Origin of the sequence: Streptomyces sp. 5-10 (assembly GCF_014712245.1) — a bacterium.
GTDB classification, from domain to species: domain Bacteria; phylum Actinomycetota; class Actinomycetes; order Streptomycetales; family Streptomycetaceae; genus Streptomyces; species Streptomyces violaceusniger.
The window spans coordinates 1-25221 of sequence record NZ_JACVYG010000024.1 but is presented as its reverse complement, the minus strand read 5'-3'; the positions used below and the strand labels follow the sequence as shown (position 1 = coordinate 25221).

Here is a 25221-nt window from a genome sequence, read left to right as displayed (position 1 = left end):
GCAAGGNAGGGCCTGTGGGAGGGGCAGCTACCTGCTGGATCGACTGCGCGGCAGGCAGACCACGTGACGAGTCACCGGCAAGGCTGGATCCCCCGGGGCCATACATACGGCGGGTGTCCTCGGGCTCCTGATGCCCGAGGACACCCGCGGTCGGCCCGGCGGGGTTCATGGTCAGGGGCTGTCCCGGGGCCCCACTGCCCCCGCACTCCCGTGCTCCCGCGCGGGCGCGAGAGCGGTGCGGCACCCGGAGAGCGCGACAACCGGGGCCGATCAGTAGAAGTGGCGGACGAAGACGTCCGACTTGCCGTTGGTGTCGCCGGGCACGATGTCGTCGGCCGCGGAGTGGAAGACCACGTCGCGCCCACCGGCGCCGACCGCGTCGATCCCGGCCGAGGCGGGCTGGTTCGAGACGATCTCGTCGGTGCCCGTCTCCAGGTCGCGCAGGGTGAGCGATGGTCCGTTCGTGTCGCGTGGGGCGTACAGCAGATAGCGGCCGGTGGGATCGATGGCCACGCCCCGCACGTTCGGCACCAGTTGGTCGGTGCCCGAGCTCTCGTCGTGGACGTAGGTGTCGGAGCCCGAGAGGTAGACGACCTTGCTGCCGTCCTTGCTGAGCTGGACGAGTGTCGCCGCCTTGGACGGGCCCTCGATCGGGCCGGATGAGGTGTCATCGGTCCGGTCCCACACGAAGACGTCCTCCGCCCGCCCGTCCTGGTAGGCGACGAAGCGGCCGTCGCCGCTGATGGACGGCCGGGCCGAGACGGTGTGGTCGAACTCGGCGACGGTCTCCGTGGTGTCGGCACGCCAGTCCCGTACCTCGATGCGCTGGCGGGACGGCGGTCGACTGAAGGTGGCGACCTGGGCGATGTAGCGGCCGTCCGTGCTCAGCGACGGCTGGCTGCAGCTGAGGCCCGGGCAGTTGATGCCGATCGTGCTTCCCGAGCTCACCTGGGACAGGAAGGACTTCGTGTCTCTTTGCAACAGCCCCCAAAAAGCAACGTATTGCCCGTCACCGCTGATCACCGGGCCCTGATTCGTCGGGGTGATGCTGCTCATCAGCGTGGTCTGGCTCGTCCGCTGGTCGCGGACGAACACCCGCTCCCATGTCACCGGGTTGGCGGGTGTGAGGTTCTTCGCCAACGAGGAGAAGGCGATACGCCGGCCGTCGGTCGTGATCGTGGCGCCGGCGGAGTCGCCGTCGCCCTGGGTGCCGTCGGTCGCGACACTGATCCGCTCGACCCCGGATCCGCTGACGCCCGCGACGCCTGCGACGCCTGCGGGCTCGGCCGAGGCGGCTCCGGGCAGCACCGCTGTGACCGCGCAGACCACGACCGCCGCGCTCAGGGCGGCCCGCACACGTCTGGTGGCGCTCCGATTCGCGTTTCCCCTCATATTCCCCCCAGTCAGGACACGGTCTGTCCTCCAGCTCCCCACCGGAGGTCCGCAAGCATGGAACCGCGATGGCGCTGCGGGGGACAATGCGTCACATGACGTATTGAGAGGCGCGGTATCGGTCACGTGAGCGTCCGCGCGTGCGGGCCCGGTTGCCCGGGGAGGAGTAGGCATGGTCCGCGAAGGCCGTCCTGGGACGGCGAGCGCGCCAGGACATCGAGCGGGCAGTCAAGCCGACCGGTTTCTTGCCGGCGTTGTCCGGAGGCTTCTCGGGGAGGGACTGAGCTGGAGCGATCACCGCTGTTCTGCCGTTTCGGCCAGGATGAGCGGCCTCGCCTCGGCCTCGCCTCGGCCTCGCCGCGGGCTTGCTGGGCGGCTATGGGTACGGCCATGCCGTGCGGCTCGCCGCGCCGGGCGATCTTCGGTGTGATGCCGCGCCACGCGGGCGGCGACGGCAGACGCCGTGGCCGTAGCCGCGGTCGGCATATGGCGTGCCGGATCCGCGGCGGGGCCGGGACTCGCGCCGGGGCCGACTCCGCTCACCCCCGGCCGGGGGCAGGCTGTCGATCAGGTCTGACCCGGGCCGTGCCCTCGGTGTCAGTGGGTGATCGTAGCGTGTGCGCGTGACCCAACTCGTGCAGGCCTACTCCTACTTACGCCCCTCCGCCGTGCGCGATTCCACGGCCGGGCGGGCTCTCGCGCTGGAGACCTCGGGCGGTGCCACTCCAGCCGGCGAGGCGGCCAACCCCCATTTCTTCACCGGGTTCCTGACCGCGCCGGCCGCCGCGGCGACGGCGCTGCTCGCGGTCGCCGACGTGGCGGCAGCCCACTACTACCGGCCGAGCCAATGGTCGAGCACCAGAGTCCCGCTCGACCCGGTGGTGACGGCCGACGGCGACCGACTGCGGTTTGAGTCCTTCTCCGGCTGCTGCGGTGTGTACGCCCGGCTCGATGTCCTCGCGCCCGGCCTCGAGGGTGACGATGTCGGGCACGGCACCACGAACGTGGACGTCAACCTGCCGCTGCGGCGGGCGCTGGCCGGGCTCGGCGGGCTCGACCCGCTCCATCTGACCCTGGGCCCGGAGGAGTTGACGGTCCGCACCTTCGACGGTGAGTTCGTGGAGAAGCGGGTCCCGCTGCCGGAGCGCTGGCTGCGCGGCTTCGCCGAGGCCCAGGTGCTCGCGGCGGGCTTCGCCCTTCGGGCCGAGGTGCCCGCCGCGGAGGCGGCCGCCATGCTGCGGGCGCTGCCCCCGCCCACCCGCCGCTCCGATGCCCGCACGACACGCTGGGTGGTGCCCGCGGGCCACACCCTGCGTCCCACGTCCAGGCCGGCGCCGGGTGCCGTGTGCCTGCCCGGGCCGGAGCGGCTGCTGACCCTGCGGACGGTACTGCGGCACGCGACGACCGTACGGGTGTACGCGCCGACCGCCCCGGCCGCGGCGGACGGGACCGCCGCCGTCGCGTGGGAGGTCGGGCTGCCGGGCATGCGGCTGACGTTGATGCTCTCCCAGAGCGCCTCGCGAGGTTTCTCCGGCGAGGGCGGAGTGCTCCACGACCTCGCCACCGGACCCGCGGCCGCCGACGCGGAACGGGTCGGTGAACTGCTGGCCTGGGAGCCCAGGATCGACGTCGCCGAGCTGTCCGGGCAGGCAGGTCTGTCCGCCGACCGGGTGCGGGCCGCGCTGACCATGCTGGGGACGTCCGGCCGGATCGGCTACGACCTCGCCGAGGAGGCGTACTTCCATCGCCACCTGCCGTACCACGTGGGCGCCGCGGAGACCCGCAATCCCCGGCTGCGCGGGGCGCGGGCGCTCGTCGCGAACGGGTCGGTGCGGCTCGACGGCACGCTGGCCCGGGTCGGGGCGGGCGACGACGCCCATGTGGTCCGCACCGACGAGACGTCGGGACAGCTGAGCTGCACCTGCTTCTGGTGGGCGAAGTACCGGGGCGGACGCGGCCCTTGCAGACACGTGCTCGCGGTGGGCATGGTGCGCGGCACGGCGGCGGCCGCCGAAGCGACGCCGAACGCCGCACGATCGAACACGGCGGGATCGAACGCCGCACGATCGAACACGGCACGATCGGAGACGGCACGATGAAGCTGGTCCGACTCGCGGAAGCCTGCGACGTCGAGGGAGTGCTCCGGGAACTCGGCGCCCTGACGGCGGACGAACGCGCGGCACAGGCCGACGCGCTGGAAGCCCGGCGCACGACGCTGCGGGACGGCTGGTACAACCGCCCCGAAACGGAGCGGGGTGCCCAGCTCGCCGCCGAACTCGGGTGCCGGACCGACCCCGTGGCCGCGGCCGACTGGATCCATCAGGAGGACAACCACGGAGTGCTCGGCCGCCGCCTGCCCCTTGGCGGCACGTGGATGCTCGACATCGTGAACCTTCACCCCGTCGCCTGGCGGGCCGAACTGGCCGCACAGCTCGCCGAGCAGTGGGAGCCCTACTCCCAGCAAGAGGACACGGCCCAGCTCATCGAACATCTCGTCCATGACACGGGCTGCCCCCTCCCGACCACCGACGGGTTCATCGAGGGCTGGCTGAGCAGCCGCCGCCCCGGCCGTCAGCACCCCGCACACCTCCGCGGTGGGGCCCGGCCCGGCGCCAGCCTCCTGGAGCGGCTGCGCGCGGACGACCTGTCGCCGAAGCTCCTCCCGCTGGTGCTGGAGCGACCGGGTATCGAACTCGAGGTGCACCTGTTCCACCACGTGTGGGCCGACAAGAGCCTCACGCACGCCATGGAGAACACCCTGCTGGGCGTGTTCATCAGCCTCTCCGCCGAGGGCATGGTCGACCGCGGCGCGCTGATCCGGCGTGTCTTCTCCGAACTGGCCGCCACTCCGGAACAGGCGTCGAGCGCCATGGACGTGCTGACGGTACTCGCCCTCACCCCGGCGGAACGCGCCTCCGTGTCCCGCGAACGCGCAGCGATCGCCGAGCAACTGCTCTCGCAACTGCTCCAGGACGGCCCGCGCAGGCAGACCGCCCCGCCGCTCGCGTACCTGCGCGCTCTCGCCCTCACCCCGGCCGAGAACGCGCCCGCCCTGCGGACCCATGTGGCACTGCTCGACCTGTCCCTGCCGGTGGCAACCTACGCCCAGGAGGTCCTGACCGGTCTCGACGAGGCCGGGCTGCTGGAGCCCGAGGTGCTGACCGAGGCGTGCGAACGGGTCCTGCTCCGCCCGGAGAAGAAGCTGGTCCGCGCCCAGCTCACCCGGCTCGACCGCGCGGCCCGGAAGGACCCCGCGCGCGCCGCCCGGACCGTGCTCGACGCGGCGACGGCCTTCGACCACCGGGACGTCGACGTGCAGGAGCGCGCCCTCAACGTGATCGCCCGGCATCTCGGGGCCGCGGGCGACTCCGTACTGCCCGAGCTGCGTACCGCCGCCGCACGGATCAGCCCTGGTCTCGCGGCCCGGGCCGCCGACCTGTTCGGCACCGGCCCGGACCACCTCACCGAGCCGTACGCCGACACGCTGCCCGCGGTGCCCGAGCCGCGCCCGGTGCCGGGGCCCATCGAGACGGCCGCCGAGGTCGCCGAGGAGGTCGCCGCGGTCGTCGCGAACGACCGGGACGTGGTGATGTTCGAGCGCGCCCTGGACGGGCTGGTCCGCCACGCCCACCTCGACCGGGCCGCGCTGGTCCGTGCGCTGAAGCCGGTCATGCGCCAGGAGCCCGCCTGGTACACCGACTCCACCCAGTCGGACGTGTACGACGTGGCCGCCGCGCTCGTGGGCGACGAGCCGAGGGAGCGCCACTTCGCCGCCCGCCTGGAGTCCCTCGGCTTCTCCGTGGCCGGGGAGCTGCTGGCGGCGCGCCTCGCCGAGGCGATCGACATCATCGAAGCCGACGCACAGCCCTTCCTGCTGGCCGTGCCGACCGATACCACCGGTGCGCTGGACGCCGCCGCACTCGTGCGGCGGATATCGGTGCTCGACGGACTCGGTGTCACACCCGCGCCGGTCGACCTCGCCCAGGCGCTGCTGCGCGTCACCACGGCCGTGGACGAGAAGGTGCTGGCCGCGGCGGGGAAGCTGAGGTCCGAGGCCGGGCGGCGGCTGGCACAGTGGCTGCACGAGGGCGGTCTGCCGCACCGGGACTCCGAGCCGGAGAACTGGCCCGGCGACCACCCGGGCAAGAGCCTGACCGACTGGTTGAGGTACGAACGCCCCCAGCCGACCACCGGCCCCCCGCTGCTCCCGGCCGCCGCGGCCCTGCTCGGGCCGTACCGCCCCTCCGGCTTCTCCGGGATGCTTCCCTTCTGGCTCGCCCAGTTGCCGCACCACCGCGAAGCCGTGCTGGCCCGCGGCGACTTCGACTACCTCGTCTTCATACAGAACTGGGCCCCCACCCTGCCGTGCGCCGCGGAGTCCGGAGGCCCGGCGGGATTCGCGCTGCACCTGGCGCTGGTGTACAGCCTCACGTACGAACAGCCGGTCGAACGCGACGCGGGGGTGGACGCACTCCTCGTGCTCGCCGCGCGGGGACAGTTGAACAGCGACCTGCTCGGACGACAGCTGGCCGAGGTGCTGCGCGCCGAGTGGAACCAGGCGCACCGGGTGACTGCCTCCCTGCGGACGGCGGCCGAGACCGGCGCTTACGCCACCGTCTGGTCCGTGCTCGAAGCCGCCCTGCCCCACCTGCTGCGCGACCCCGTGGTCCGGGGCGCCGGACCGCTGCTCGCCCTCGGCGTCGACTGCGCCTCGCGCTGCGCGGCGAAGGGGGAGATCCCCGCGGTCACGGCCGTCGCGGCGGGCTCCGCATCGAGCCAGGTGGTGAAGAACGCGAGACTGCTGCGCGACGTACTGGGCTGAGCGGCGCCCACGCCCTCTTCGGGTGTTATGAGTTGCGGGAGCGTTCCGACTCGTTCTCGGGTACGGACCTCGCCACCGTGGGGCGGCGATGGGTGTCGACCGCGGGCGCCAGCAAGATGGCGGACGCGACGAAGAGGAGTACCACCAGCATGGCCGAGCGGAGCCCGAAGTGGTCGCCGAGGAAGCCGAGGCCGGGCGGCCCGACGAGGAAGGCGACGTAGCCGATCGTGGCCACCAGGCTGACACGGGCGGTCTGTTCAGGGCCGGAATCGCCCGCGGCGGACAGTGCGACGGGGAAGCCCAGCGATGCCCCGAGCCCCCAGAACAGCACCGCCGCCCCCGCCAGCACGACGTTGTCCGAGAAAATCACGAGAAGCAGGCCCAGCGCCCCCGAGACGGCGCTGGCCCGTACGACCGACGTCCGCCCGAAACGTTCGAGGAAGAACGAGCCCGTGAAGCGGCCGAGGGTCATGGCGGCGGCGAACCCGGCATAGACCAGAGATCCCAGCGCGGCGTCCAGATCGTGTCCGTCCACCATGAGCAGGGGGAGCCAGTCGTTGGCGGCCCCTTCGGCCAAAGCCATGGCCAGCACGATCGCGCCGATCAGGACGAGCCTGCGATCCTTCCAGACCTTGGGCCGGGACCTGGCGGTGTCCTCCTCCGCCTGGGATGGCGCGCCAAGACCAGTGCCCGAGGGCACGGAGCGGATGGCGTACCAGAAGATCACGACTGATATGAGCGTGACCACCGCCAGATGCCAGTGCACTGGCACGCCGATGGCCGTGACCGCCATACCCGCACCGGCACCGATGACCGTGCCCAGGCTGAAGCAGCCGTGCAGGGTGGGCATCGTCGTCACATCGGTGATCCGCTCCACATCGGCGGCATCGACATTGACGGCCACATCCCCCGACCCCATGCCCGCGCCGAATAAGCACAGACCCGCCATGACCACCGGCACCGACGCCGTCAGACTGCCCGCGCTGATCGTGACCATACCCACGATGACCAGCCCCGTGCCCCAGGCGGTCACCGGCCGCGTACCGAACCGGGACACCAGATGTCCCGCACACAGAATCCCGGTCATCGAACCGAGCGACAGTCCGAAGAGCACCAACCCCATCTGACCGGTGGACACCTCCAGCCGGTCCCGGACATCGGGCGTGCGGGTCACCCACGACGACATCGCGATGCCCGGCAGGAGGAAGAACAGGAATAACGCCTCACGGCGCCGACGCATGACCTGATCCATCAAGACAGGACTCCGCGGGAGCAGGAACGACCAGGGGCCGGGCATGGGGAGCACCCGTATGACGTGTACAAATGTACTGCCTGGCCGGAGAGGGAAAGAAGGGCTTCCGGCGACAGCCTCACCGGCGATGAGATCGCCGCCACCCGCGCGCGGGCAACGGGCATCCCCAGCACCTACACCCCGATGCCGCACGACGACCTGCGCGCCGCTGTCTTCAATAGCACCTTCGACGGCCGATTTCTCATCCGCCGTCAGTAATCAACAACCCCAGTTATACCGCTCGTTTAACAGGTCCCAGGACGATGTCGTCGGCGGTCTGGATAACCGGGCCGTCGAGCACGAGATCAGTGCACGGCAAAGCCGAATTCGTGGATATCGGCATAGCCTCGTCATCGGTGACGGGCCGGCAAGCGGCGCGGCCGGTGTCGCGGAGGTCGGTGTGCACGGGGTCGATAACGGGATAATTCGGACGCCGAGGGGGTGGTGTCATCGAGGAAGACATGTAGAATCCCGGTCGCGTTCAAGTCTCCGCTGACGCAAGCGGGGACCGCCGCGCCCTTTTGGGGCGAATACTCGACAGCGGCGATCCAGTCGTGGAATGTGTCGTTGAGGAATTGAACACGTCGAGACGATTCGATCGGGAAGAACAGTGGACAAGATGCGCTAACGGCTGTTAGGTAAGCTCATGCCCTGCACACGCAACTGACGAGGAAATCACCATGGTGTCAGTCGCATCGTCCCCGTCGAGCGTATCGTCGACGCCCCACTTTATGGCCGAGATCCGCGACCTGTTCCTGAGCCGTGCCACCGACGATCTCTCGGCCCTCCGTCCGGTGGTCGCCCGCTCGTGGCGGCGCAGTCGCGCCGCGGGCGTCGACTCGCAGGCCGACCGCGGCTTCATCGATGAGGGGCGTGTCGACGAGCGCACCATGCTCATCGCTGAGCCGCATCTGCGGAAGCTCGACGAGGTCGCCGAGGACATCGGTGGCCATGTGAGCCTGAGCTCGCCCAATGGCGCGCTGGTCCAGCCGCCCTTCCTGAGGGAGGATGTCGACTTCCCGCAGGGCTACTCGCTGCTGGAGGCGAGCTGTGGCAGCAACGGCGAAGGCGTGGCGCTGGAAGAGGGTCGTGGCGTCTGGCTGTCGCCCGAGGAGCACTTCCGAGAGGATATGCGCTGCAACTGGTGCTTCGCCTCGCTCATCCGCGACCCGTTCCACAACCGGGTGCGAGCAGTGGTCGGGCTGACGCTGCCCGCCGCCCGGGTGGAGAGGCTCGACCCGTCGTCCACGCTCCTGATGCTCGAAGGGGTCACGTCGCGGATCGAGCGTGAGATCGAGACGCGCATGTCGTCGCGGGAGCGCACGCTTCTGCGCGAGTACCTCACCATCTCGCGTCGGCGGGGGAAGGCCGCGGTCGTGGTGACCGATGGCAAGCACTCGCTCATGAACTCCGCCGCGACGGCGTCCCTGGAAGGCTCCGATCTCTCGGTCGTCACCAGCTATGCCAAGAGCGTGATGTCCTCGGGACATGGTACGAACGTAGAAGTGATGCTTGCGGGCTTCGGGCCGGCGAGCATCGAGGTCTCGCCGGTGGAGCTGTCCGCCTCGGGCTTCGGCGCCGTCGCCGTCGTCCGTCCACTCGCCCGCCGCGGCCGGACGCTCGACGCGCCGACGGTCTCGCGACAGGACGCGCCGACCGTCTCGCGGCAGGACGCGCCGACGGTCTCGCGGCTCGACGCCTCGTCCCCCTCCGACCAGCTGCTCGAGCGCCTCGATGGACAGAGCATCTCGTTGCAGCGGGCCGTCGACTCGGCCCGGACTGCGGTCGAGCAGCGTCGGTCCGTGGCCATCATCGGCGAGCCCGGTAGCGGAAAGACGCGGCTCGCCGAGGCGATCGCCGACGTCCACGGCGATGTGATCCGGGTTGACGCACGCGATGCCGATGTCAGTACCCGGATCGATGAGGTGCGCGAGCATGCCGACACGGAGTTCGAGCCGGTCCTCTTCATCGCCCACGCCGACGAGCTCTCGCCCATGGACTCCCGCGACGTGGCCGCGCGCCTGCGAGGCGGCGCGCGCCGCACCGTGATCTTCACCGCCGCGAGCGTCACGGATGCGACCCGCGCGATCGCCGACGCCGGCGGGGCGCTCGAGATCACGCTCGCCCCGCTGCGCAGACGACGCGAGGACATCCCCCTGCTGGCCCACGCGATCGCGAGGGAGATCGGCGATCGTCGGCTCTCCCGAAGGCTCGTCGCGACCCTCACCAACTCCGATTGGCCGGGCAACATCGCCCAGCTGCGCCAGGTCGTCTCGGACGCGGTCGAGCGATCCCGAGGCATCGAGGTCTGTGATGAGGATCTTCCCGAGAGCTTCCACCGCATGCTGACCAAGGGGCGGCTGTCGCGTCTCGAAGACGCGGAGCTGGTCGAGATCCGCGGCGCCCTGCGCGAAGCGAAGGGCAATCGACGGCTCGCTGCCGAGATCCTCGAGATCGGGCGTTCCACTTTCTACCGGCGCATGGACTACTTCCGCAGTCGAGGCTTCGACCTCTGACCACCCGACGAACGGCCCGGACCCGCTTGGGTCCGGGCCGTTCGTCGTGTCCGAAAGACGCCCGTCGAGTGTGCCGATCTGGCACGGATGGTCGCGCTCGCACCGGGTTTTAGTTGAGTCCGCTCCCCGGAACCGGCCTCGATCAATACCGGCCCGGGCCGCACTCCGGCGACGACGAGACCCCGACGCGAACAGGACGGCACGATATGAGCGGCGATGAGCCGGGGACCATCCTGGTGGCCCCTCACCACTTCCCGGATCTGCGTCGCGAGCATGCGCTCGCCGACGAGCTCGACTACGAACTCGTCGCGGCGGCTGACGCGGACGCGTTCCGCGCGGGCCTGCCGGACGCCGAGATCGTGCTGGTCACGCCCTACGCGCGGCTCACCGCCGAGGAGTTCCCGATCATGAACAAGTGCCGCGCGGTGATCCGCTACGGCATGGGCTACGACAACATCGACGTCGACGCCGCCACGAAGGCCGGCATCCCGGTCGCCATCGTCCCCGGCACCGCCTCGGAAGAGGTGGCCTCGCACGCCTTCGCGATGGGCCTCGCGCTCGCGCGTCGGCTTCCGACCGGCGACGCCGCCATCCGCGACTTCGGCTGGGCCGGGGTCATCGGCTACGACACCCCCGTGCTCTCGCAGCTCGAGGTCGGCGTCGTCGGCCTGGGGCGCATCGGCCGGCATGTGGCGCGGATGTACTCGGCGGTCGGTGCGCGAGTGCGCGGCTACGACCCCTTCGTCGCCGACGGACCGGTCGAGCTCGGCAGCCTGGAGAGCGTGCTCGAGAACTCCGACGTCGTCTCGCTGCACCTCCCGCTGAACGACGACACGCGGCACCTGGTCTCCGAAGACGTGCTCGCGCGGATGCGCAAGGGGGCCGTGGTCGTGAACGTGTCGCGCGGTGGACTGATCGACGAGGAGGCGCTCGCGGCGGCGCTGACGTCGGGCCACATCGCCGGCGCCGGCATCGACACCTTCTCGCGGGAGCCGGTCGCCGCCGATCACCCGCTGCGATCCGCGCCCAACACGATCCTCACCCCGCATATCGCCTGGCGTTCCAACCGCTCGACCGGAGCGCTGCAGGACGGCGCGGTGGAACGGGCGAGGTTCGCGCTCACCGGGCGGCCCCTCATCGACCTCGTGAACTGATAAGTGGAGAAGACCGACGTGTCGACGTATATCCAGACAAACCGCGTCTCAGGCGGCGCCCCTGCGGAGGATCCGCACCTGCGCCGGGGGCCGCGCGGCTATCCGCTTCTGCCGGGCGGCTACGGCCGGTCCACCTATTACACCGGCGCGCCGAGCCCCTACGCCGTTCGCGGCGAGGGCTGCCGCGTCTGGGACGACCGCGGCCGCGAGCTGATCGACGCGAACAACAACTTCACCTCGCTCATCCACGGCAACGCCCACCCGGACATCACGGAGGCGGCGACCAAGGCCCTGTCGTCAGGGGCGAGCTGGGGCATCCCCAACCTCTACGAGTGGGAGCTGGCCGATCTGCTGCTCTCGCGGCTGACCGACCTCGATCAGGTGCGGTTCACCAACTCCGGCACCGAGGCCGTCATGTCCGCCATCCGGATCGCCCGCGCGAGCACCGGCCGTGAGCGCGTGATCGTGACCAAGGGCGGCTACCACGGCACGTCGGACATCGCCCTCGTCCCCGGCGGCCCGACCTATACCCGCGGTGTGCCCCAGGGGGTGATCGACGACGTCACTCCCGTTCCGCTCAACGACGCGGAGTTCCTCCGCCGGCAGATCGAGGCAGCGCCCGACGCCTACGCGGCGATCATCCTCGATCTCCTGCCGAACCGCGCGGGGCTGCTGCGTATCTCCGACGAGTTCGTCACCACGGCGCGAGAACTCGCGACCCGCTACGGGATCGTCCTGATCATCGACGAGGTCATCAGCCTCCGACTCGGCTTTCGCGGTCTGAGCAGCGAGTACGGCGTCTCGCCCGACCTCCTGACGACGGGGAAGACGATCGGCGGCGGCTTCGCGGTCGGCGCGGTCGTCGGCCTCGGCACGCTCATGTCCGAGGTGGACCCGACGCGGCCCGGAAGCCTGCCGCACGGCGGCACGTTCTCCGGCAACCCGGTCAGCATGGCGGCCGGTGCCGCAGCGCTGCGCCTCTACGGCGAGTCCGAGGTGAAGCGGCTGAACGGCCTCGGCGACGCCGCGCGCGAGTCGGTCATGGCCCGTGTGGCGGATGTCGGCTGGGAGGTGCGGGGGCGTGGCTCGCTGCTCCGGGCCGTTCCCGCGGGCTCCGAGAAGGTCGACGAATCCACGCAGCACCGTCTGTGGTGGGAGTCGTACAACCGCGGCCTGCTCGGCTCGCCGGCCAACCTGCTCTCGCTGTCGACCCCGATGGACCAGGCGGTCGTCGACGATATCGCGGACCGCCTCGCGGACGCCGTGCTCGCCGTCGCCGCCGGCGCACAGGAATGAGAAGGCAGAACCCATGCGCATCGTCTCCTACCTCCACGAGAGCCGCGTCCGAGGTGGCGTGCTCCTCCATGACACAGTGTTCGACCTCGAGCGTCTGCTGAGGGCGGCCGGCACGACGCCGACCACATCCGTCCGGGACTTTCTGACCGTGTACGGCCCCGAGCTCAAGGCGTTCTCGACCGACGTGGCGGGGCTGATCGACCAGAATCCGGATACGCGAGTCGGCGCTCGCTCCGACGTGCACCTGACCACTCCCGTTCCCGAGCCGACGAAGGTGCTCTGCGTCGGATTGAACTACAAGGACCACGTCGCCGAGACGGGCCGCGTGCTGCCTGAGTACCCCGACGTGTTCGTGAAGTTCGCGACGACTCTCGTCGGCCCCGAGGATGAAATCCAGGGCGCCGATGTCAGCGCGAACCTCGATTACGAGGGCGAGGTGGCCGTTGTCATCGGCCGCGCGGCGCGTCACGTGTCGGAGAACGAGGCCCTGGATCACGTCGCCGGCCTCGCCCCACTGAACGACATCTCGGCCCGTGACCTGCAGTACCGCGGGACTCAGTGGACGGCCGGCAAGACCGTCGACCGCTCGACCCCGTGGGGTCCCGCGCTCGTCACCCTCGATGAGATCGGCGACCCGCAGACGCTCGAACTCATCACCCGTGTCAACGGTGTGGAGCTGCAGCACTCGAATACCCGGCACCAGATCTTCCCGATCGCCAGGATCGTCTCCTATATCTCCAGCTTCCTCACGCTGGAGCCGGGCGATGTGATCGCGACCGGCACACCTCAGGGGATCGGAGCGAAGCGCACTCCACCGATCTGGCTGAAGCCGGGCGACACCGTGGAGATCGACGTGGAGCGCGTCGGCATTCTCAGCAACCGGGTCGCCGAGCGCTGACGCCGCGACACCGCACCCACCCCACATGGGCGACCACCACCCGCACGTTCTCGACAGACATGGACGAAAGATGACCGAGGCCCAGACGAATCCAAGCGGCCGCGACGCGCGATATCGCATCGCCGTCGATACCGGTGGCACGTTCACCGACGTGGTCGTCGGCTCCGACAGCGGCGACATGGCCGTCGGCAAGGCGCTCACCACGTACGACCGCGTGTTCACCGGCTTCGAGGCCGCGGTTCGCCGTGCGGCCGAGTCCGTCGGCTGGAACGGCGACGAAGTGCTGCGCGATGCCGACGTGATCGTCTACGGCACCACGCACGCCACCAACGCCGTGCTCACCGGCAAGATCGCCAAGACCGCGCTGCTGGTCACCGACGGTTTCGCCGACACCCTGCTGCTGCGGGAGGGCGGCCGCCGCGACGCCTTCGACTCGAAGGCCGCCTACCCCGGCCCGTACATCCCGCGCCGACTTACCTATGAGATCCGTGAGCGCATCAACTCCGAGGGCGACGTGCTCGTGCCCCTGGACGAGGAGCAGGTGCGGGGCGTCCTCAAGGCCCTCGTCGCCGAGGGCGTCGAGGCGATCGCCGTGTCGTTCCTGTGGTCGATCATGAACGACTCCCACGAGGCCCGCCTCGCGGAGCTGATCGAGGAGACCCTCCCGGGCGTCCCCTACACGCTCTCGAACCAGGCGAACCCGACCATCCGCGAGTACCGGCGTTCGTCGGCTGCCTCCATCGACGCCTCGCTGAAGCCCCTCATGGCCGATCACCTCGGCAACTTGCGCTCCGACCTGGTGACGTACGGGTTCACGGGCGACCTGCTGGTCGTCACCTCGGAGGGCGCCGTGCTCGACGTCGCCGACGTGCTGGACCGGCCCGTACTGCTGCTCAACTCGGGTCCGTCGATGGCCCCGCTCGTCGGTGCGGCGGCGGCACCCGACCGTGAGACCGTCGTCGTCTGTGACATGGGCGGCACCACCTTCGACGTGTCGCTCGTCGAGAAGGGCGTGGTGCGCCACACCCGCGAGGCGTGGCTCGGCGAGCCCTTCGTCGGCCACCTGACCGGTCTGTCATCGGTCGCGGTCTCGAGCATCGGGGCCGGCGGCGGCAGCATCGCCTGGATCGACGGCGGCGGGCTGCTTCGCGTCGGCCCGCAGAGCGCCCGCAGCACCCCCGGCCCGGCGGCGTACGGCCGCGGCGGCGAGGAGCCGACCGTCACCGACGCGTGCGTCGCGCTCGGCTACCTCGACGCCAGCGGCTTCGAGGGCGGATTCACCCTCGACCGCGACGCCGCCGTGCGTGCGATCGAGTCACGCATCGCCGGCCCGCTCGGCATGACCATCCAGCAGGCGGCGCAGGCGATCCTCGACGTCTCGGCCAGCCACATGGCGACGGCGATCCGACAGGCCTCACTCGAGCAGGGCGTCGATCCGCGCGGCGCGCTCATTGTCGCAGGCGGCGGCGCCGGAGCCATGGTCGCGGCGGCGATCGGCGTGCTGCTGGAAGCCGACACGGTTCTCATCCCGGCGACCGCGGGAGTGCTCGCGGCCTACGGTGCCCATCGTGCGCCCATCGCCACCGAGTTCCTCTCGCCACTGCACAACGACACCCACGCGTTCGATGCCGAGTCGGCGACGCGGGCCATCGAGGAGATCGGGGTGAAGGCGGCCGAGTTCGCGGCCCGCTTCGACGGTGTCGGAGCCGAGGCCGAGGTCACCTACTTCGTCGACGCGCGCTACCCCGGTCAGGCGTGGGATCTGCGCGTACATCTCGGTGAGGCGCCGAACACCCACGGCGACGCCGCCGATGTCATCGAGCGCGCGTTCCACGCGGAGCACGACCGCCGCAATGGCACCCACGACGCGCGGAGCCGCGTCGAGATCATCACCTGGGGCGTGCGCGTCGAGGTGCCCCGGCCGGAGCAGCTGAAGGACACGGTCGCCGCGGGTGGATCGCCCGAGTCGCACCGCACCGATCCGATCACCTTCGGAGGCGAGAGCTTCGACACGACCCGCTACCGCGGCGTGACCCTCGGACCCGGCGACAAGATCGTCGGCCCGGCCGTCATCGACCAGCCCACGACAACCATCGTCGTGCCGCCGGAGTGGGACGCGACGCTCGACGACCGCTCCAACATCTACCTGACGCGTAAGGAGGCGTGACGTGTCACGTGAATTCGACCCGGTCAAACTCTCGGTGCTGGCGAACGCCTTCGACGGGATCGTCCGCGAGATGACCAGCGGGCTGCTCCGGTCCGCACGCTCCTCGGTGATCAACACGGCGCGCGACTTCTCCTGCGCCGTGCTGACTGCCGACAACCAGCTGCTCGCCGCGGCCGAGGGGGTGCCGGTGCACGTCTTCGGCGCCGGTCCCCTCGGCGAGGACATGGTCGCGCTGCACGACGACCTCCGCGAGGGTGACGCGTTCCTGCACAACGACCCCTACCTGGGCAACTCCCACGCGGCCGACCACTGCATCCTCGTGCCGATCTTCGTCGAGGGGCGCCACCTGTTCACCGCCGTCACCAAGGCCCACCAGGCCGACTGCGGCAACTCGCTCCCGACGACGTTCTACGCGACCGCGCGCGACGTCTATGAGGAAGGCGCGCTGATCTTCCCGTGTGTGCGGATTCAGCGCGACTACACCGACCTCGACGACATCGTCCGCATGTGCCGCGCGCGCATCCGCGTGCCCGACCAGTGGTACGGCGACTACCTCGCCTCGGTCGGGGCCTCTCGCATCGCCGAGCGTCGGGTGCGGGAACTCGCCGGGAAGTTCGGCGCCGACACGCTCCTCGAGTTCGTCGACGCCTGGTTCGACTACTCGGAGCGCCTCGCGACGAGCACGGTCGAGACGCTGCCGGAGCGGGTTCTCACCGGCTCGACGTCACACGACCCCTTCCCCGGCACCGGTCCCGACGGGGTTCCCCTCCAGGCCACGATCTCGGTCAAGCCGGCCGACGGCCGGGTCACGATCGACCTGCGTGACAACCCCGACAACCTGCCGAACGGACTCAACCTCACACGCGCTACGGCGACCGGAGCCGCGCTGGCGGGCATCCTGTCGGGCCTTCCGGAGTCCCTGCCGAGCAACGCCGGCACCTTCCGGCGCTTCGAGGTGCTGCTGCGTGAGGGTTGCGCCGTCGGCGTGCCGAAGCATCCCTACTCGTGCTCGTCGGGCACGACCAACCTGGCGGACCGGGTCGTCAACATCGTTCAGGCCGCGTTCTCGCAGATTGAGGACGGGTATGGCACCGCCGAAGGAGCGACCGGACAGGCCCCGGCGAAGTCCGTGGTCTCGGGTATCGATGAGCGCAACGGCAACGCCTATGTGAACCAGATCCTGGTCGGCGGCGTCGGCGGCCCGGCGACACCGTACGTCGACGGCTGGCCGACCTACCAGCGCCCCGTGTGCGGCGCCCTGCTCTACCACGACAGTGTCGAGGTCGACGAGCAGCGCTACCCGATCCTCATCCACGAGCGTGTGCTCGTCGCCGACTCGGGCGGCGCCGGTCGTCAGCGCGGTGGGCTCGCGACGCGCGTCACGATGGAGGCCCGCGACGATGACGTGACCATCACGTACGGGCTCGAGGGCAAGTTCAACCCGCCGAAGGGCGTTCGCGGCGGTGCCGGAGGCGCCGTTCCGCAGGCTTGGGTCGAAGGTGTCGACGGCAGTCGTAAGGAGATCCCGGTCGTCGGCCGGTACGACATGCTCCGTGGCGAGAAGGTCGTGTCGATCACGCCCGGCGGTGGCGGCTATGGTGACCCCCTCGAGCGTGAGGCGGCCGCAGTGCTCAACGACCTGCGGGAGAGCCGCATCACGCCGAAGTCGGCGTTGGATGTCTACGGCGTCGTGATCACGGACGGCGTCGTCGACGACGCCGCGACGGCGAAGCTCCGCCGCGAGCGGGTGTCGGCCCGCTCGTAAGGCTCGGCGACGTCCCCGCGCACCCGTCATCCGTCTCGTGTCCCGACACCGACCAGGGCGATTACGGAGTGAACATAATGCGTCGCTACCCGTGATACTCCGGCCCTCGACAGGGCTTCCGGCCGGGAGCGTTCGGAACCCAGAAACGAAGTGAGAGAAATGGATCCCATTCGAGTCGGCATCATCGGCGTCGGAAACGTGCTCAACCAGTACCTCGACAAGATCGGGGTCCATCCCGACGTCAAGATCGTCGCACTTGCCGACGTCAACGCCGAGGCACTCGCCAAGCGCGCGGCGGAGTATGCGGTGCCGAAGGCACTCACTCCCGACGAGTTGCTCGCCGACCCCGAGGTGGAGCTGGTGCTCAACCTGACCCCGCCGAAGCTGCACGTTCCGGTCACTCTTCAGGCGATCTCCGCCGGGAAGCACGTGCTGTCGGAGAAGCCGTTCGCGACCTCGCTCGAGGAGGCGCGGCAGATCCTCGACGCCGCCCGGGCCGCGGGCGTGAGGGTCGGGTCCGCGCCCACGACGTTCCTGGGGTCGGGCATGCAGACCAGCCGCAAGCTCATCGACGACGGCTGGATCGGCCGGCCCGTCGCCGTCTTCGCCTCGTTCGCGAACCGCGGCTACGAGCACTGGCACCCGAACATCGATCCCTTCTACAGCCCCGGCGCCGGCCCCATGCTCGACATCGGCCCCTACCTCGTCACCAATCTGGTGAACTTCCTCGGCCCGGCGAAGCGGGTCTCGGCCAGTGCTCCGAGGTCCTCGGAGACCCGCCCCCGTCCCGCCGCGGCGGGCGGCTACGACGGCGTCATCGATATCAAGACCCCGACCCACGTCACGGGCTCGATCGACTTCGAGTCCGGTGCGACCGCCACGGTGATCGTGAGCTGGGACGTGTGGAACCACCATCTTCCCCACCTCGAGATCTACGGCACGAGCGGATCGATCGCCGCGCCCAACCCGGACCATTTCTCCGGCGCGCCGATCCTCCGCCGTGGTGAGCCCGGCGACCTCGCCCTCGACATGACGCCTCCTGGTGGCGGCGACTGGCGCGAGACGCCCATCACACACCGTGACGACGCATACCGCGGGATCGGCCTGGCCGAGTTCGGGCACGCGATCCGGAACGGACTCGAGCCCCGCACCGGCGGCGCCTTCGCCTACCACGTGCTCGAAGTGCTTCTGGCCTTCGAGAAGTCGTCGGAGCTCGGTCGTCACATCGAGATCGAGAGCACCTGCGAACGCCCCCGTCCCCTTCCGTCGGTCGGGCCGCACGAGCCCTACCGATTCGACTGATCCGGACGATCACTCCGGACGATCACGCCGACGTTTCATTCACAGACCTAGGAGAAGGCATGACCACCACCGCGGCCGTCGATACCGCAGTCGGCGCCCCCAGCAAGAAGGTGCGTCGGCGCACTGTCGCGCAGGCGATCGTCGAGTACTTGCAGGTTCAGTACAGCGAACGTGACGGCGAGCGCCGTCGCTTGATCCCGGGGATGTACGGAATCTTCGGTCACGGCAACTCGGTCGGCGTGGCCCAGGGCATCGACGAGTACGGCGTCGACTTCCCCCACTTCGCCGGCAAGAACGAGCAGTCGATGGTGCACGCGGCGATCGGGTACGCCAAGGCGGCCAATCGTGCCGCGACCCTCGCCTGCACCGCCTCCGCAGGGCCGGGCTCGACCAACATGATCAGCGGCGCCGCCACCGCGACCACGAACCGCCTCCCGGTCCTGCTGCTCCCCGCCGACATCATCAACAACCGCAAGGGGGACCCGGTCCTCCAGCAGATCGAGCACCCGGTGGAGCGCGATGTGTCGGCCAACGACGCCTTTCGCCCGGTGAGCCGGTACTTCGACCGCATCACCACTCCCTCTCAGCTGCTGGTGACCCTGCCCGAGGCCATGCGGGTGCTGACCGACCCGGTCGACACCGGTGCGGTCGTCGTCTGTCTGCCGCAGGACATCCAAGGTGAGGCGTACGACTTCCCCGAGGAGTTCTTCAGCCCGCGCGTCTGGCCCATCCGCCGTCGACCGGCGGCACAGGAGGAGATCCGCGACGCGATCGAGATCATCCGCCGCGCGCAGCGACCGGTCTTCATCGCCGGCGGCGGCGTGCGCTACTCGGATGCGGCCGACGAACTCGCGAGGCTCAGCGCAGACTTCGGTATCCCCGTCACGGAGACCTACGCGGGCAAGGGGATGGGCCCGATCTCGGACCTCAACCTCGGCGGGCTCGGGGTCGACGGCACGATCGGCGCCAACCGGATCGCCGGGCGGGCGGACTGCGTGATCAGCGTCGGCTCCCGCTTGCAGGACTTCATCACCGCGTCGCACTCGCTGTTCGAGAACCCCGACGTCCAGTTGGTGCACTTCAACGTCAGCTCCTTCGACGCGCACAAGATGGGCTCCTACCCCGTTGTCGGCGACGCGAAGTTGTCGCTCACCGCCCTGCATGAGGGGCTGACCGCGGCCGCGTACCAGAGCGCCGAGGGATACCGCGACGAGATCGCGAGCGCGCGCCAGGCCACGGCCGACACGCTCGAACACGACCTGGAATACATCCCCGGCGAGAACATGAGCCAGGCGCAGGTGATCGACGTGCTCAACAAGCACACGGGCGCCGACGACGCACTCGTGCTCGGCTCCGGTGGTGTGGTCGGCGGCGTCCACAAGGCCTGGGACACCTCGAACGGCACGAAGGTCCTCTCCGAGTACGCGAACTCCTGCATGGGGCACGAGCTGCCGGCCGGTCTCGGCTATCGGTTGGCCCGCCCGGAGGCGGCGGGTGATGTCTTCGTCCTGATCGGCGACGGCACGTATTACATGCAGCCGACCGAGCTCATCACCGCGGTTCAGGAGCACAAGAAGATCACCGTCGTGATCATCGACAACAGCGGGCATCAGTGCATCTGGCCGTTGCAGGTCGCCAAGGGCGGCCCGGGCCGTGAGTTCGGCACTCAGCTGCGTGAGCGGAACGCGGAGACCGGTCGCCTCGACGGGGCCGTCGTGCCCGTCGACATCGCCGCGAACGCGGCCAGCATGGGCGCGGTCTCGTGGTCGACCACGACGATCGAGGAGTTCAAGGCGGCACTCGAGGAGGCCCGTGGAGTCCAGGGCCGCCCGGCCGTCGTGGTGGCCCACGTGGAGCCCTGGCGCTACCTCACGGGCAACGGTGCCTTCTGGGATGTCGGCGCCGCGATGACCTCGGAGCGACCCGAGACCTTGGAGGGCGGCGAGAAGCACCGCGAGGGCCGTGAGCGCCAGCGTTACTACGGCCCGACGATCGCTCCGGGCAGCGAGGTCTGATCGGAATCCCAGCGCGAAGACCACCACGGCTGCCCCACGGCATCCCATCGGGGGGCAGCCGTCTCTTCCGGCACAGCATCCGAAAGCGCCCCAAGAAATCAAGGAGGAGGACAGATGGGTACGTTCGCCGTTACCGACCCGTCCACCGGCGAGACCGTCGCCGAATACCCCGCGGCGACCGCGGAGGAGATCGAGGCCGCCCTCACCGCTACCCACAGGACATACCAGGGGTGGTCCCACCGCACCACGGTGCGCGAGCGTGCCGCTCACGCTCAGCGTCTCTCCGAGCTCTTCATCGAGCGGCAAGACGAACTCGCGAAGATCATCAACCGCGAGATGGGCAAGCCGATTCCGCAGGGAATCGGCGAGATCCAGTTCGCTGCCAAGATCACCGCCGCCTTCGCCGACAACGCTGAGCGGTGGCTCGCCGATGAGCAGCTGGAGGTCGCCGACGGACTGCGGACCTTCTTCCGCTACCAAGGCATCGGCGTGATCCTCGGGGTCATGCCGTGGAACTACCCGTACTACCAGGTCGTGCGATTCGCGGTGCCGAATCTGATCCTCGGCAACACGGTCATTCTTCGTCACGCCGCCCAGTGTCCGGAGTCGGCACTCGCGCTGCAGCAGTTGTTCCTCGATGCCGGCTTCCCCCATGGCGCGTACGTGAATGTGTTCTCGACCCACCAGCAGATCGCCGACATGATCGCCGACGATCGCGTGCAGGGCGTCTCGCTCACCGGCTCCGAGCGCGCCGGTGCGATCGTCGCCGAGCAGGCGGGTCGTGCGCTGAAGAAGTGTGTGCTCGAACTCGGCGGCTCCGACGTGTTCCTGGTGCTCGACACCGCTGACATCGACAGCGTGGTCGAGCATGCGGTGAACGGCCGCATGGACAACACGGGGCAGAGCTGTATCGGCTCCAAGCGCATCGTCGTCATCGACCGCTACTTCGACGAGTTCGCGGCGAAATTCACCGCCGCTATCGGAGCCCAGTCGTACGAGAACGGCGATTTCGGGCCGCTCTCGTCCGACTCCGCGACCAAGACGCTGACGGCCCAGGTGCGGGGAGCCATCGAGCAGGGCGCGACGCTCCTCGTCGGTGACAACCAGCCGCGGGGCAACGTCTACACGCCGAGCGTCATCAGCGACATCACCCCGAGCATGGACGTCTACAGCGAGGAACTGTTCGGCCCGGTGGCGCAGCTCTACCGCGTCTCCAGCGACGAGGAGGCGATCGAGCTCGCCAACTCCACGCCCTACGGCCTTGGCTCGGTCGTCATCTGCGACGACCTGGAGCGCGCCGAGCGCGTCGGCGACCGGCTCGACGTCGGCATGGTGTTCGTCAACGCCGCCGGCCTCGGCGGTCCGGATGTGCCCTTCGGCGGCGTCAAGAAGTCGGGCTACGGCCGCGAAATGGGCAAGGTCGGCATGCTCGAGTTCGCCAACAAAAAGCTCTACCGCTTCGCGAAGTAGGCGCGACGCTCTCTTTTCCCGACGGGGAGCCCCGGAATCGAAGCTTCGGGTCTCCCCGTCTCCTGCGCGCCGTCGCGTGACGATAAGCAAGGCGAGACGCACCAAAAGTGTCCCGGAACGGGACATGTACACTGCTTCAGTGTTCGCCATCATGATCCTCGGATTTCCGATGAATTTAACGATGAATGGAGCCGATGGTGGCTGCACAGAGAAATTCCGAAGCCGCTCCGCCAACCGTCGAAGTCGATGAGGACGCGCCGGCACAAGGCCTGAAAGGCCGACTCGGCGTCGGCTCGATCGTGTTCTCGGTCGTCGCCTTCGCCGCACCGCTTCTCGTGGTAGTCGGGCTGATGCCCTCGGTGATCGGCTTCGCCGGGTACGCGATCGTGCCCGCATACGCGATGATCATGCTCATCGTGCTGCTGTTCGCGTTCGGCTACGCCACCATGACGCGCTACGTCAGCCGGCCCGGTGCCTTCTACGCGTACATCACGGCTGGGCTCGGCCGGAGGGTCGGACTCGGTGGGGCGTTCATCGCGCTGTTCGGCTATCTGCTGCTCGCCTTGCCGACCTGGATCGCTTTCGGCGTGTATGTGCGGCAGCTCGTGAGCGGCACCTTCCACGGCCCGGACATTCCCTGGTACGTCTGGGCTCTCGTCGGCGCCGCCCTCACCGGCATCTTCTCCTACCGTCACATCGAGTTCTCGGCGAAGGTGCTCGGCGTCGCCCTCGGACTCGAGGTACTGCTCGTGATCGCCTTCGACACGGTCGTCTTCATCGACGGCGGACCGGACGGCATCCCCGTGCGGCCGCTCACGGCGGGCGCCCTCACCGATGGCGGCTTCGGCCTCGCTCTGCTCTTCGGCATGCTCTGCTTCATCGGCTTCGAGTCGGCGGCGATCTACCGCGAGGAGGCCAAGGACCCCGAGAAGACGGTGCCTCGTGCGACGTATCTCGCGGTGATCCTCATCGGGGTCTTCTACGTCGTCGCCGCGTGGGCGTTCCTCACGGCGCTCGGTCCGGACGGCGTCGCGGGCGCCGCGAAGGCCGACCCCGCGAGCCTCTTCGGCGAAACAGCGGCGCGCTACCTCGGCACCGTTCTCCCCGACGTCATCAAGGTGCTGGTGATCACCTCGACGTTCGCGTGTCTGCTCGCGCAGCACAACACGATCTCGCGCTACGGCTTCTCGCTCGGCAAGGACGGGGTCTTCCCCAGCCGGTTCGGCGCCGCGCACCCACGCCACCATTCGCCGCACATCGCCTCGGTGGTCGTCACGGTGCTCACCCTGATCACGGTCGTCGCGCTGGCCGCGGTGACCGGTTTCGAGAACGACGGCACGAACGCGTTCACGATCTACATCCGGACGAACGGCCTCGGGGCGATCGTCGTGATCTTCCTCATGTGCCTGGTGTCGATCGCGATCATCGCCTACTTCGCCAAGAACCGCGTCGACACCCCGGCGCGCGTCTGGAAGACGGTCGTCGCGCCGATCCTGGGGCTGATCGGACTCCTGTCCATCCTCGTGCTGAGCGTCGTGCACGTCGACGCCCTGATCGGGGCGGGGGAGACGGCATCGCTCCTGATGACCCTGCTTCTGCCGGTCGTGCTCATCGCCGGAATCGCCTATGCGAGCCACCTGGCCCGTGCCAAGCCCGACGTCTTCACCAGGATCGGGCGGCAGTGAGCGCCTCGATCCGCCATCAGCCCACTCCGTCGCTGAGAAATCAGCCCACTCCGTCGCCGAGAAAGAGGAAGAGCTCATGACGTCACAGGGGACCCGCCTGGCCGGGAAGGTCGCCGTCATCAGCGGAGCGTCGCGGGGGATGGGCCTTTCCCATACCCGTGCGTTCCTGGACCAGGGGGCGCGTGTGGTCGCCTTCGACCTGAACGAGGACGCGGGCCGGACGCTGGTCGAGGAGTACGGCGCGGATCATGTCGTCTTCCTGCGCGGCGACGTGCGCACCGCGGCGGACTGGAGCCATGTCGTCCGGGTCGGTGTCGAGCGGTTCGGCACGATCGACGTGCTCGTCAACAACGCCGGCGTATCGCCGCTGCAGCGTCTCGAAAGCGTGACCGAGGCGGACTATCGACGAGTGATCGACATCAATCAGGTCGGGACGTTCCTCGGCATGCAGGCGGTGATCCCGGCCATGCGGGAATCCGGTGGCGGCTCGATCGTGAACATCGCGTCCAGTGCGGCGCTCGTCGGCTTCGCCGACATCTTCCCCTACGTCGCGTCGAAGTGGGCGGTGCGCGGCATGACGAAGGCCGCCGCGCTCGAACTCGTCGGGTACGGCATCCGCGTCAACGCCGTCTGCCCCGGCGACACCGATACGCCCATGATCCGCGAGAACGCCAAGACCCCCTCCGCGTCGATGCCACCGGCCGAGGACCTGCCCTTCGGACGATGGGCGCGTCCCGGGGAGATCTCGGCGGCGGTTGTGTTCCTCGCCTCGGACGAGTCGTCGTACATGAGCGGCACCGAGGTGGTCGTCGACGGAGCCTTCACCGCCCAGTGAACCGACACGACACCGCATCGCCACCGCCAAGGAGCGCCATGGATCGGCTGGACGGGAAGGTCGCCGTCGTGAGCGGCGCGGGCAGCGGCATGGGCGAGGAGCATGCTCGGGCCCTCGTACACGCGGGGGCACGGGTCATCGGGTTCGACATCACCCCCGGTTCCGGACCGGCGCTGGCCGACGAACTCGGGCCGGATCGCTTCCACTGGCTACTGGGAGATGTCACCTCGATCGCCGACTGGCAGCGTGTCGTGGCGGAGTGTGTGGCGGCGTTCGGGCACCCGACCGTGCTCGTCAACAACGCCGGGATCGCACGAGCCAACCGGGTCGAGACGGTGGAGGAGAGCGAGTACCGCCGGGTGATCGACGTGAACCAGGTCGGCCCGTTCCTCGGAATGCGGTCGGTCGTGGCGTCGATGAAGGCGGCCGGTGGAGGATCGATCGTGAGCATCTGCTCGACCTCGGGCCTGGTCGGCTTCACCGACAACTTCGCGTATGTCGCGTCGAAGTGGGCGGTGCGCGGCATGACCAAGGCGGCCGCGCTCGAGCTGGCCGAGCACCGGATCCGGGTCAACGCGGTCTTCCCCGGCGAGACGGACACCCCTCTTCTCCG

16 protein-coding genes and 1 pseudogene are annotated in these 25221 nt (G+C 69.4%); 14 read left to right on the top strand and 3 right to left on the bottom strand.

The window, feature by feature from the left end; translation table 11 throughout:
• Positions 1-270: 270 nt before the first annotated feature.
• Complete coding sequence (locus IEJ02_RS24805; RefSeq protein ID WP_317985907.1) at positions 271-1356, bottom strand: TolB-like translocation protein; 1086 nt, start codon at positions 1354-1356, stop codon at positions 271-273.
• A gap of 428 nt (positions 1357-1784) precedes the next feature.
• Positions 1785-1963, bottom strand: a pseudogene (locus tag IEJ02_RS48810) (IS5/IS1182 family transposase); the annotation flags it as partial.
• Positions 1964-2015: 52 nt separating this feature from the next.
• On the opposite strand from IEJ02_RS48810, the gene IEJ02_RS24800 reads away from it, so the two are divergent.
• Positions 2016-3491 carry an SWIM zinc finger family protein gene (locus tag IEJ02_RS24800; RefSeq protein ID WP_191066892.1) on the top strand — a complete coding sequence of 492 codons (1476 nt, stop codon included), beginning with the start codon at positions 2016-2018 and terminating at the stop codon, positions 3489-3491.
• Positions 3488-6214 (top strand): DUF6493 family protein, encoded by a 2727-nt coding sequence (locus IEJ02_RS24795; RefSeq protein WP_191066891.1) that lies wholly within the window; start codon positions 3488-3490, stop codon positions 6212-6214. The genes IEJ02_RS24800 and IEJ02_RS24795 overlap by 4 nt, the downstream gene beginning before the upstream one ends.
• 25 nt (positions 6215-6239) lie before the next feature.
• Here the strand turns inward: IEJ02_RS24795 and IEJ02_RS24790 are convergent, their stop codons facing one another.
• Entirely contained in the window at positions 6240-7466 is a 1227-nt protein-coding gene (locus IEJ02_RS24790; protein ID WP_191066890.1) for an MFS transporter, read from the bottom strand.
• Positions 7467-8236: 770 nt separating this feature from the next.
• On the opposite strand from IEJ02_RS24790, the gene IEJ02_RS24785 reads away from it, so the two are divergent.
• From IEJ02_RS24785 to IEJ02_RS24730, 12 genes are all read left to right on the top strand, one after another.
• Complete coding sequence (locus IEJ02_RS24785; RefSeq protein WP_223864363.1) at positions 8237-10021, top strand: sigma-54-dependent Fis family transcriptional regulator; 1785 nt, start codon at positions 8237-8239, stop codon at positions 10019-10021.
• Positions 10022-10227: 206 nt separating this feature from the next.
• Complete coding sequence (locus IEJ02_RS24780) at positions 10228-11175, top strand: C-terminal binding protein (protein WP_191066888.1); 948 nt, start codon at positions 10228-10230, stop codon at positions 11173-11175.
• A gap of 18 nt (positions 11176-11193) precedes the next feature.
• Positions 11194-12471, top strand: a complete 1278-nt coding sequence (locus tag IEJ02_RS24775) for an aspartate aminotransferase family protein (RefSeq protein ID WP_275559769.1) — start codon at positions 11194-11196, stop codon at positions 12469-12471.
• Between the two features lie 13 nt (positions 12472-12484).
• A complete protein-coding gene (locus tag IEJ02_RS24770; protein WP_191066887.1) occupies positions 12485-13369 on the top strand; it encodes a fumarylacetoacetate hydrolase family protein in 885 nt (294 codons plus the stop codon).
• A 70-nt stretch (positions 13370-13439) separates the two neighbouring features.
• Complete coding sequence (locus tag IEJ02_RS24765) at positions 13440-15536, top strand: hydantoinase/oxoprolinase family protein (RefSeq protein WP_191066886.1); 2097 nt, start codon at positions 13440-13442, stop codon at positions 15534-15536.
• A 1-nt stretch (position 15537) separates the two neighbouring features.
• Positions 15538-17301 carry a hydantoinase B/oxoprolinase family protein gene (locus tag IEJ02_RS24760; protein ID WP_191066885.1) on the top strand — a complete coding sequence of 588 codons (1764 nt, stop codon included), beginning with the start codon at positions 15538-15540 and terminating at the stop codon, positions 17299-17301.
• 159 nt (positions 17302-17460) lie between these two features.
• Entirely contained in the window at positions 17461-18603 is a 1143-nt protein-coding gene (locus IEJ02_RS24755; RefSeq protein ID WP_191066884.1) for a Gfo/Idh/MocA family protein, read from the top strand.
• Positions 18604-18662: 59 nt separating this feature from the next.
• The gene (gene iolD / locus IEJ02_RS24750) at positions 18663-20618 is read left to right on the top strand and encodes a 3D-(3,5/4)-trihydroxycyclohexane-1,2-dione acylhydrolase (decyclizing) (protein ID WP_191066883.1); all 1956 of its coding nucleotides are present in this window, start codon (positions 18663-18665) and stop codon (positions 20616-20618) included.
• Between the two features lie 114 nt (positions 20619-20732).
• Positions 20733-22088: an NAD-dependent succinate-semialdehyde dehydrogenase gene (locus IEJ02_RS24745; RefSeq protein WP_191066882.1), complete on the top strand. Its 1356-nt coding sequence runs from the start codon at positions 20733-20735 to the stop codon at positions 22086-22088.
• Positions 22089-22285: 197 nt separating this feature from the next.
• Positions 22286-23773: an APC family permease gene (locus IEJ02_RS24740; RefSeq protein ID WP_191066881.1), complete on the top strand. Its 1488-nt coding sequence runs from the start codon at positions 22286-22288 to the stop codon at positions 23771-23773.
• 76 nt (positions 23774-23849) lie between these two features.
• Positions 23850-24608 (top strand): SDR family NAD(P)-dependent oxidoreductase, encoded by a 759-nt coding sequence (locus IEJ02_RS24735; protein ID WP_191066880.1) that lies wholly within the window; start codon positions 23850-23852, stop codon positions 24606-24608.
• 38 nt (positions 24609-24646) lie between these two features.
• A partial coding sequence (locus IEJ02_RS24730) for an SDR family NAD(P)-dependent oxidoreductase (protein ID WP_191066879.1) occupies positions 24647-25221 on the top strand: 575 nt, incomplete at its 3' end.

Bases quoted from the DNA above. Each gene is read 5' to 3' on its own strand.
- IEJ02_RS24795 (WP_191066891.1), top strand. From the start codon at position 3,488: ATGAAGCTGGTCCGACTCGCGGAAGCCTGCGACGTCGAGGGAGTGCTC.
- IEJ02_RS24790 (WP_191066890.1), bottom strand. From the start codon at position 7,466: ATGGATCAGGTCATGCGTCGGCGCCGTGAGGCGTTATTCCTGTTCTTC.
- IEJ02_RS24785 (WP_223864363.1), top strand. From the start codon at position 8,237: ATGGCCGAGATCCGCGACCTGTTCCTGAGCCGTGCCACCGACGATCTC.
- IEJ02_RS24780 (WP_191066888.1), top strand. From the start codon at position 10,228: ATGAGCGGCGATGAGCCGGGGACCATCCTGGTGGCCCCTCACCACTTC.
- IEJ02_RS24770 (WP_191066887.1), top strand. From the start codon at position 12,485: ATGCGCATCGTCTCCTACCTCCACGAGAGCCGCGTCCGAGGTGGCGTG.
- IEJ02_RS24765 (WP_191066886.1), top strand. From the start codon at position 13,440: ATGACCGAGGCCCAGACGAATCCAAGCGGCCGCGACGCGCGATATCGC.
- IEJ02_RS24755 (WP_191066884.1), top strand. From the start codon at position 17,461: ATGGATCCCATTCGAGTCGGCATCATCGGCGTCGGAAACGTGCTCAAC.
- iolD (WP_191066883.1), top strand. From the start codon at position 18,663: ATGACCACCACCGCGGCCGTCGATACCGCAGTCGGCGCCCCCAGCAAG.
- IEJ02_RS24745 (WP_191066882.1), top strand. From the start codon at position 20,733: ATGGGTACGTTCGCCGTTACCGACCCGTCCACCGGCGAGACCGTCGCC.
- IEJ02_RS24735 (WP_191066880.1), top strand. From the start codon at position 23,850: ATGACGTCACAGGGGACCCGCCTGGCCGGGAAGGTCGCCGTCATCAGC.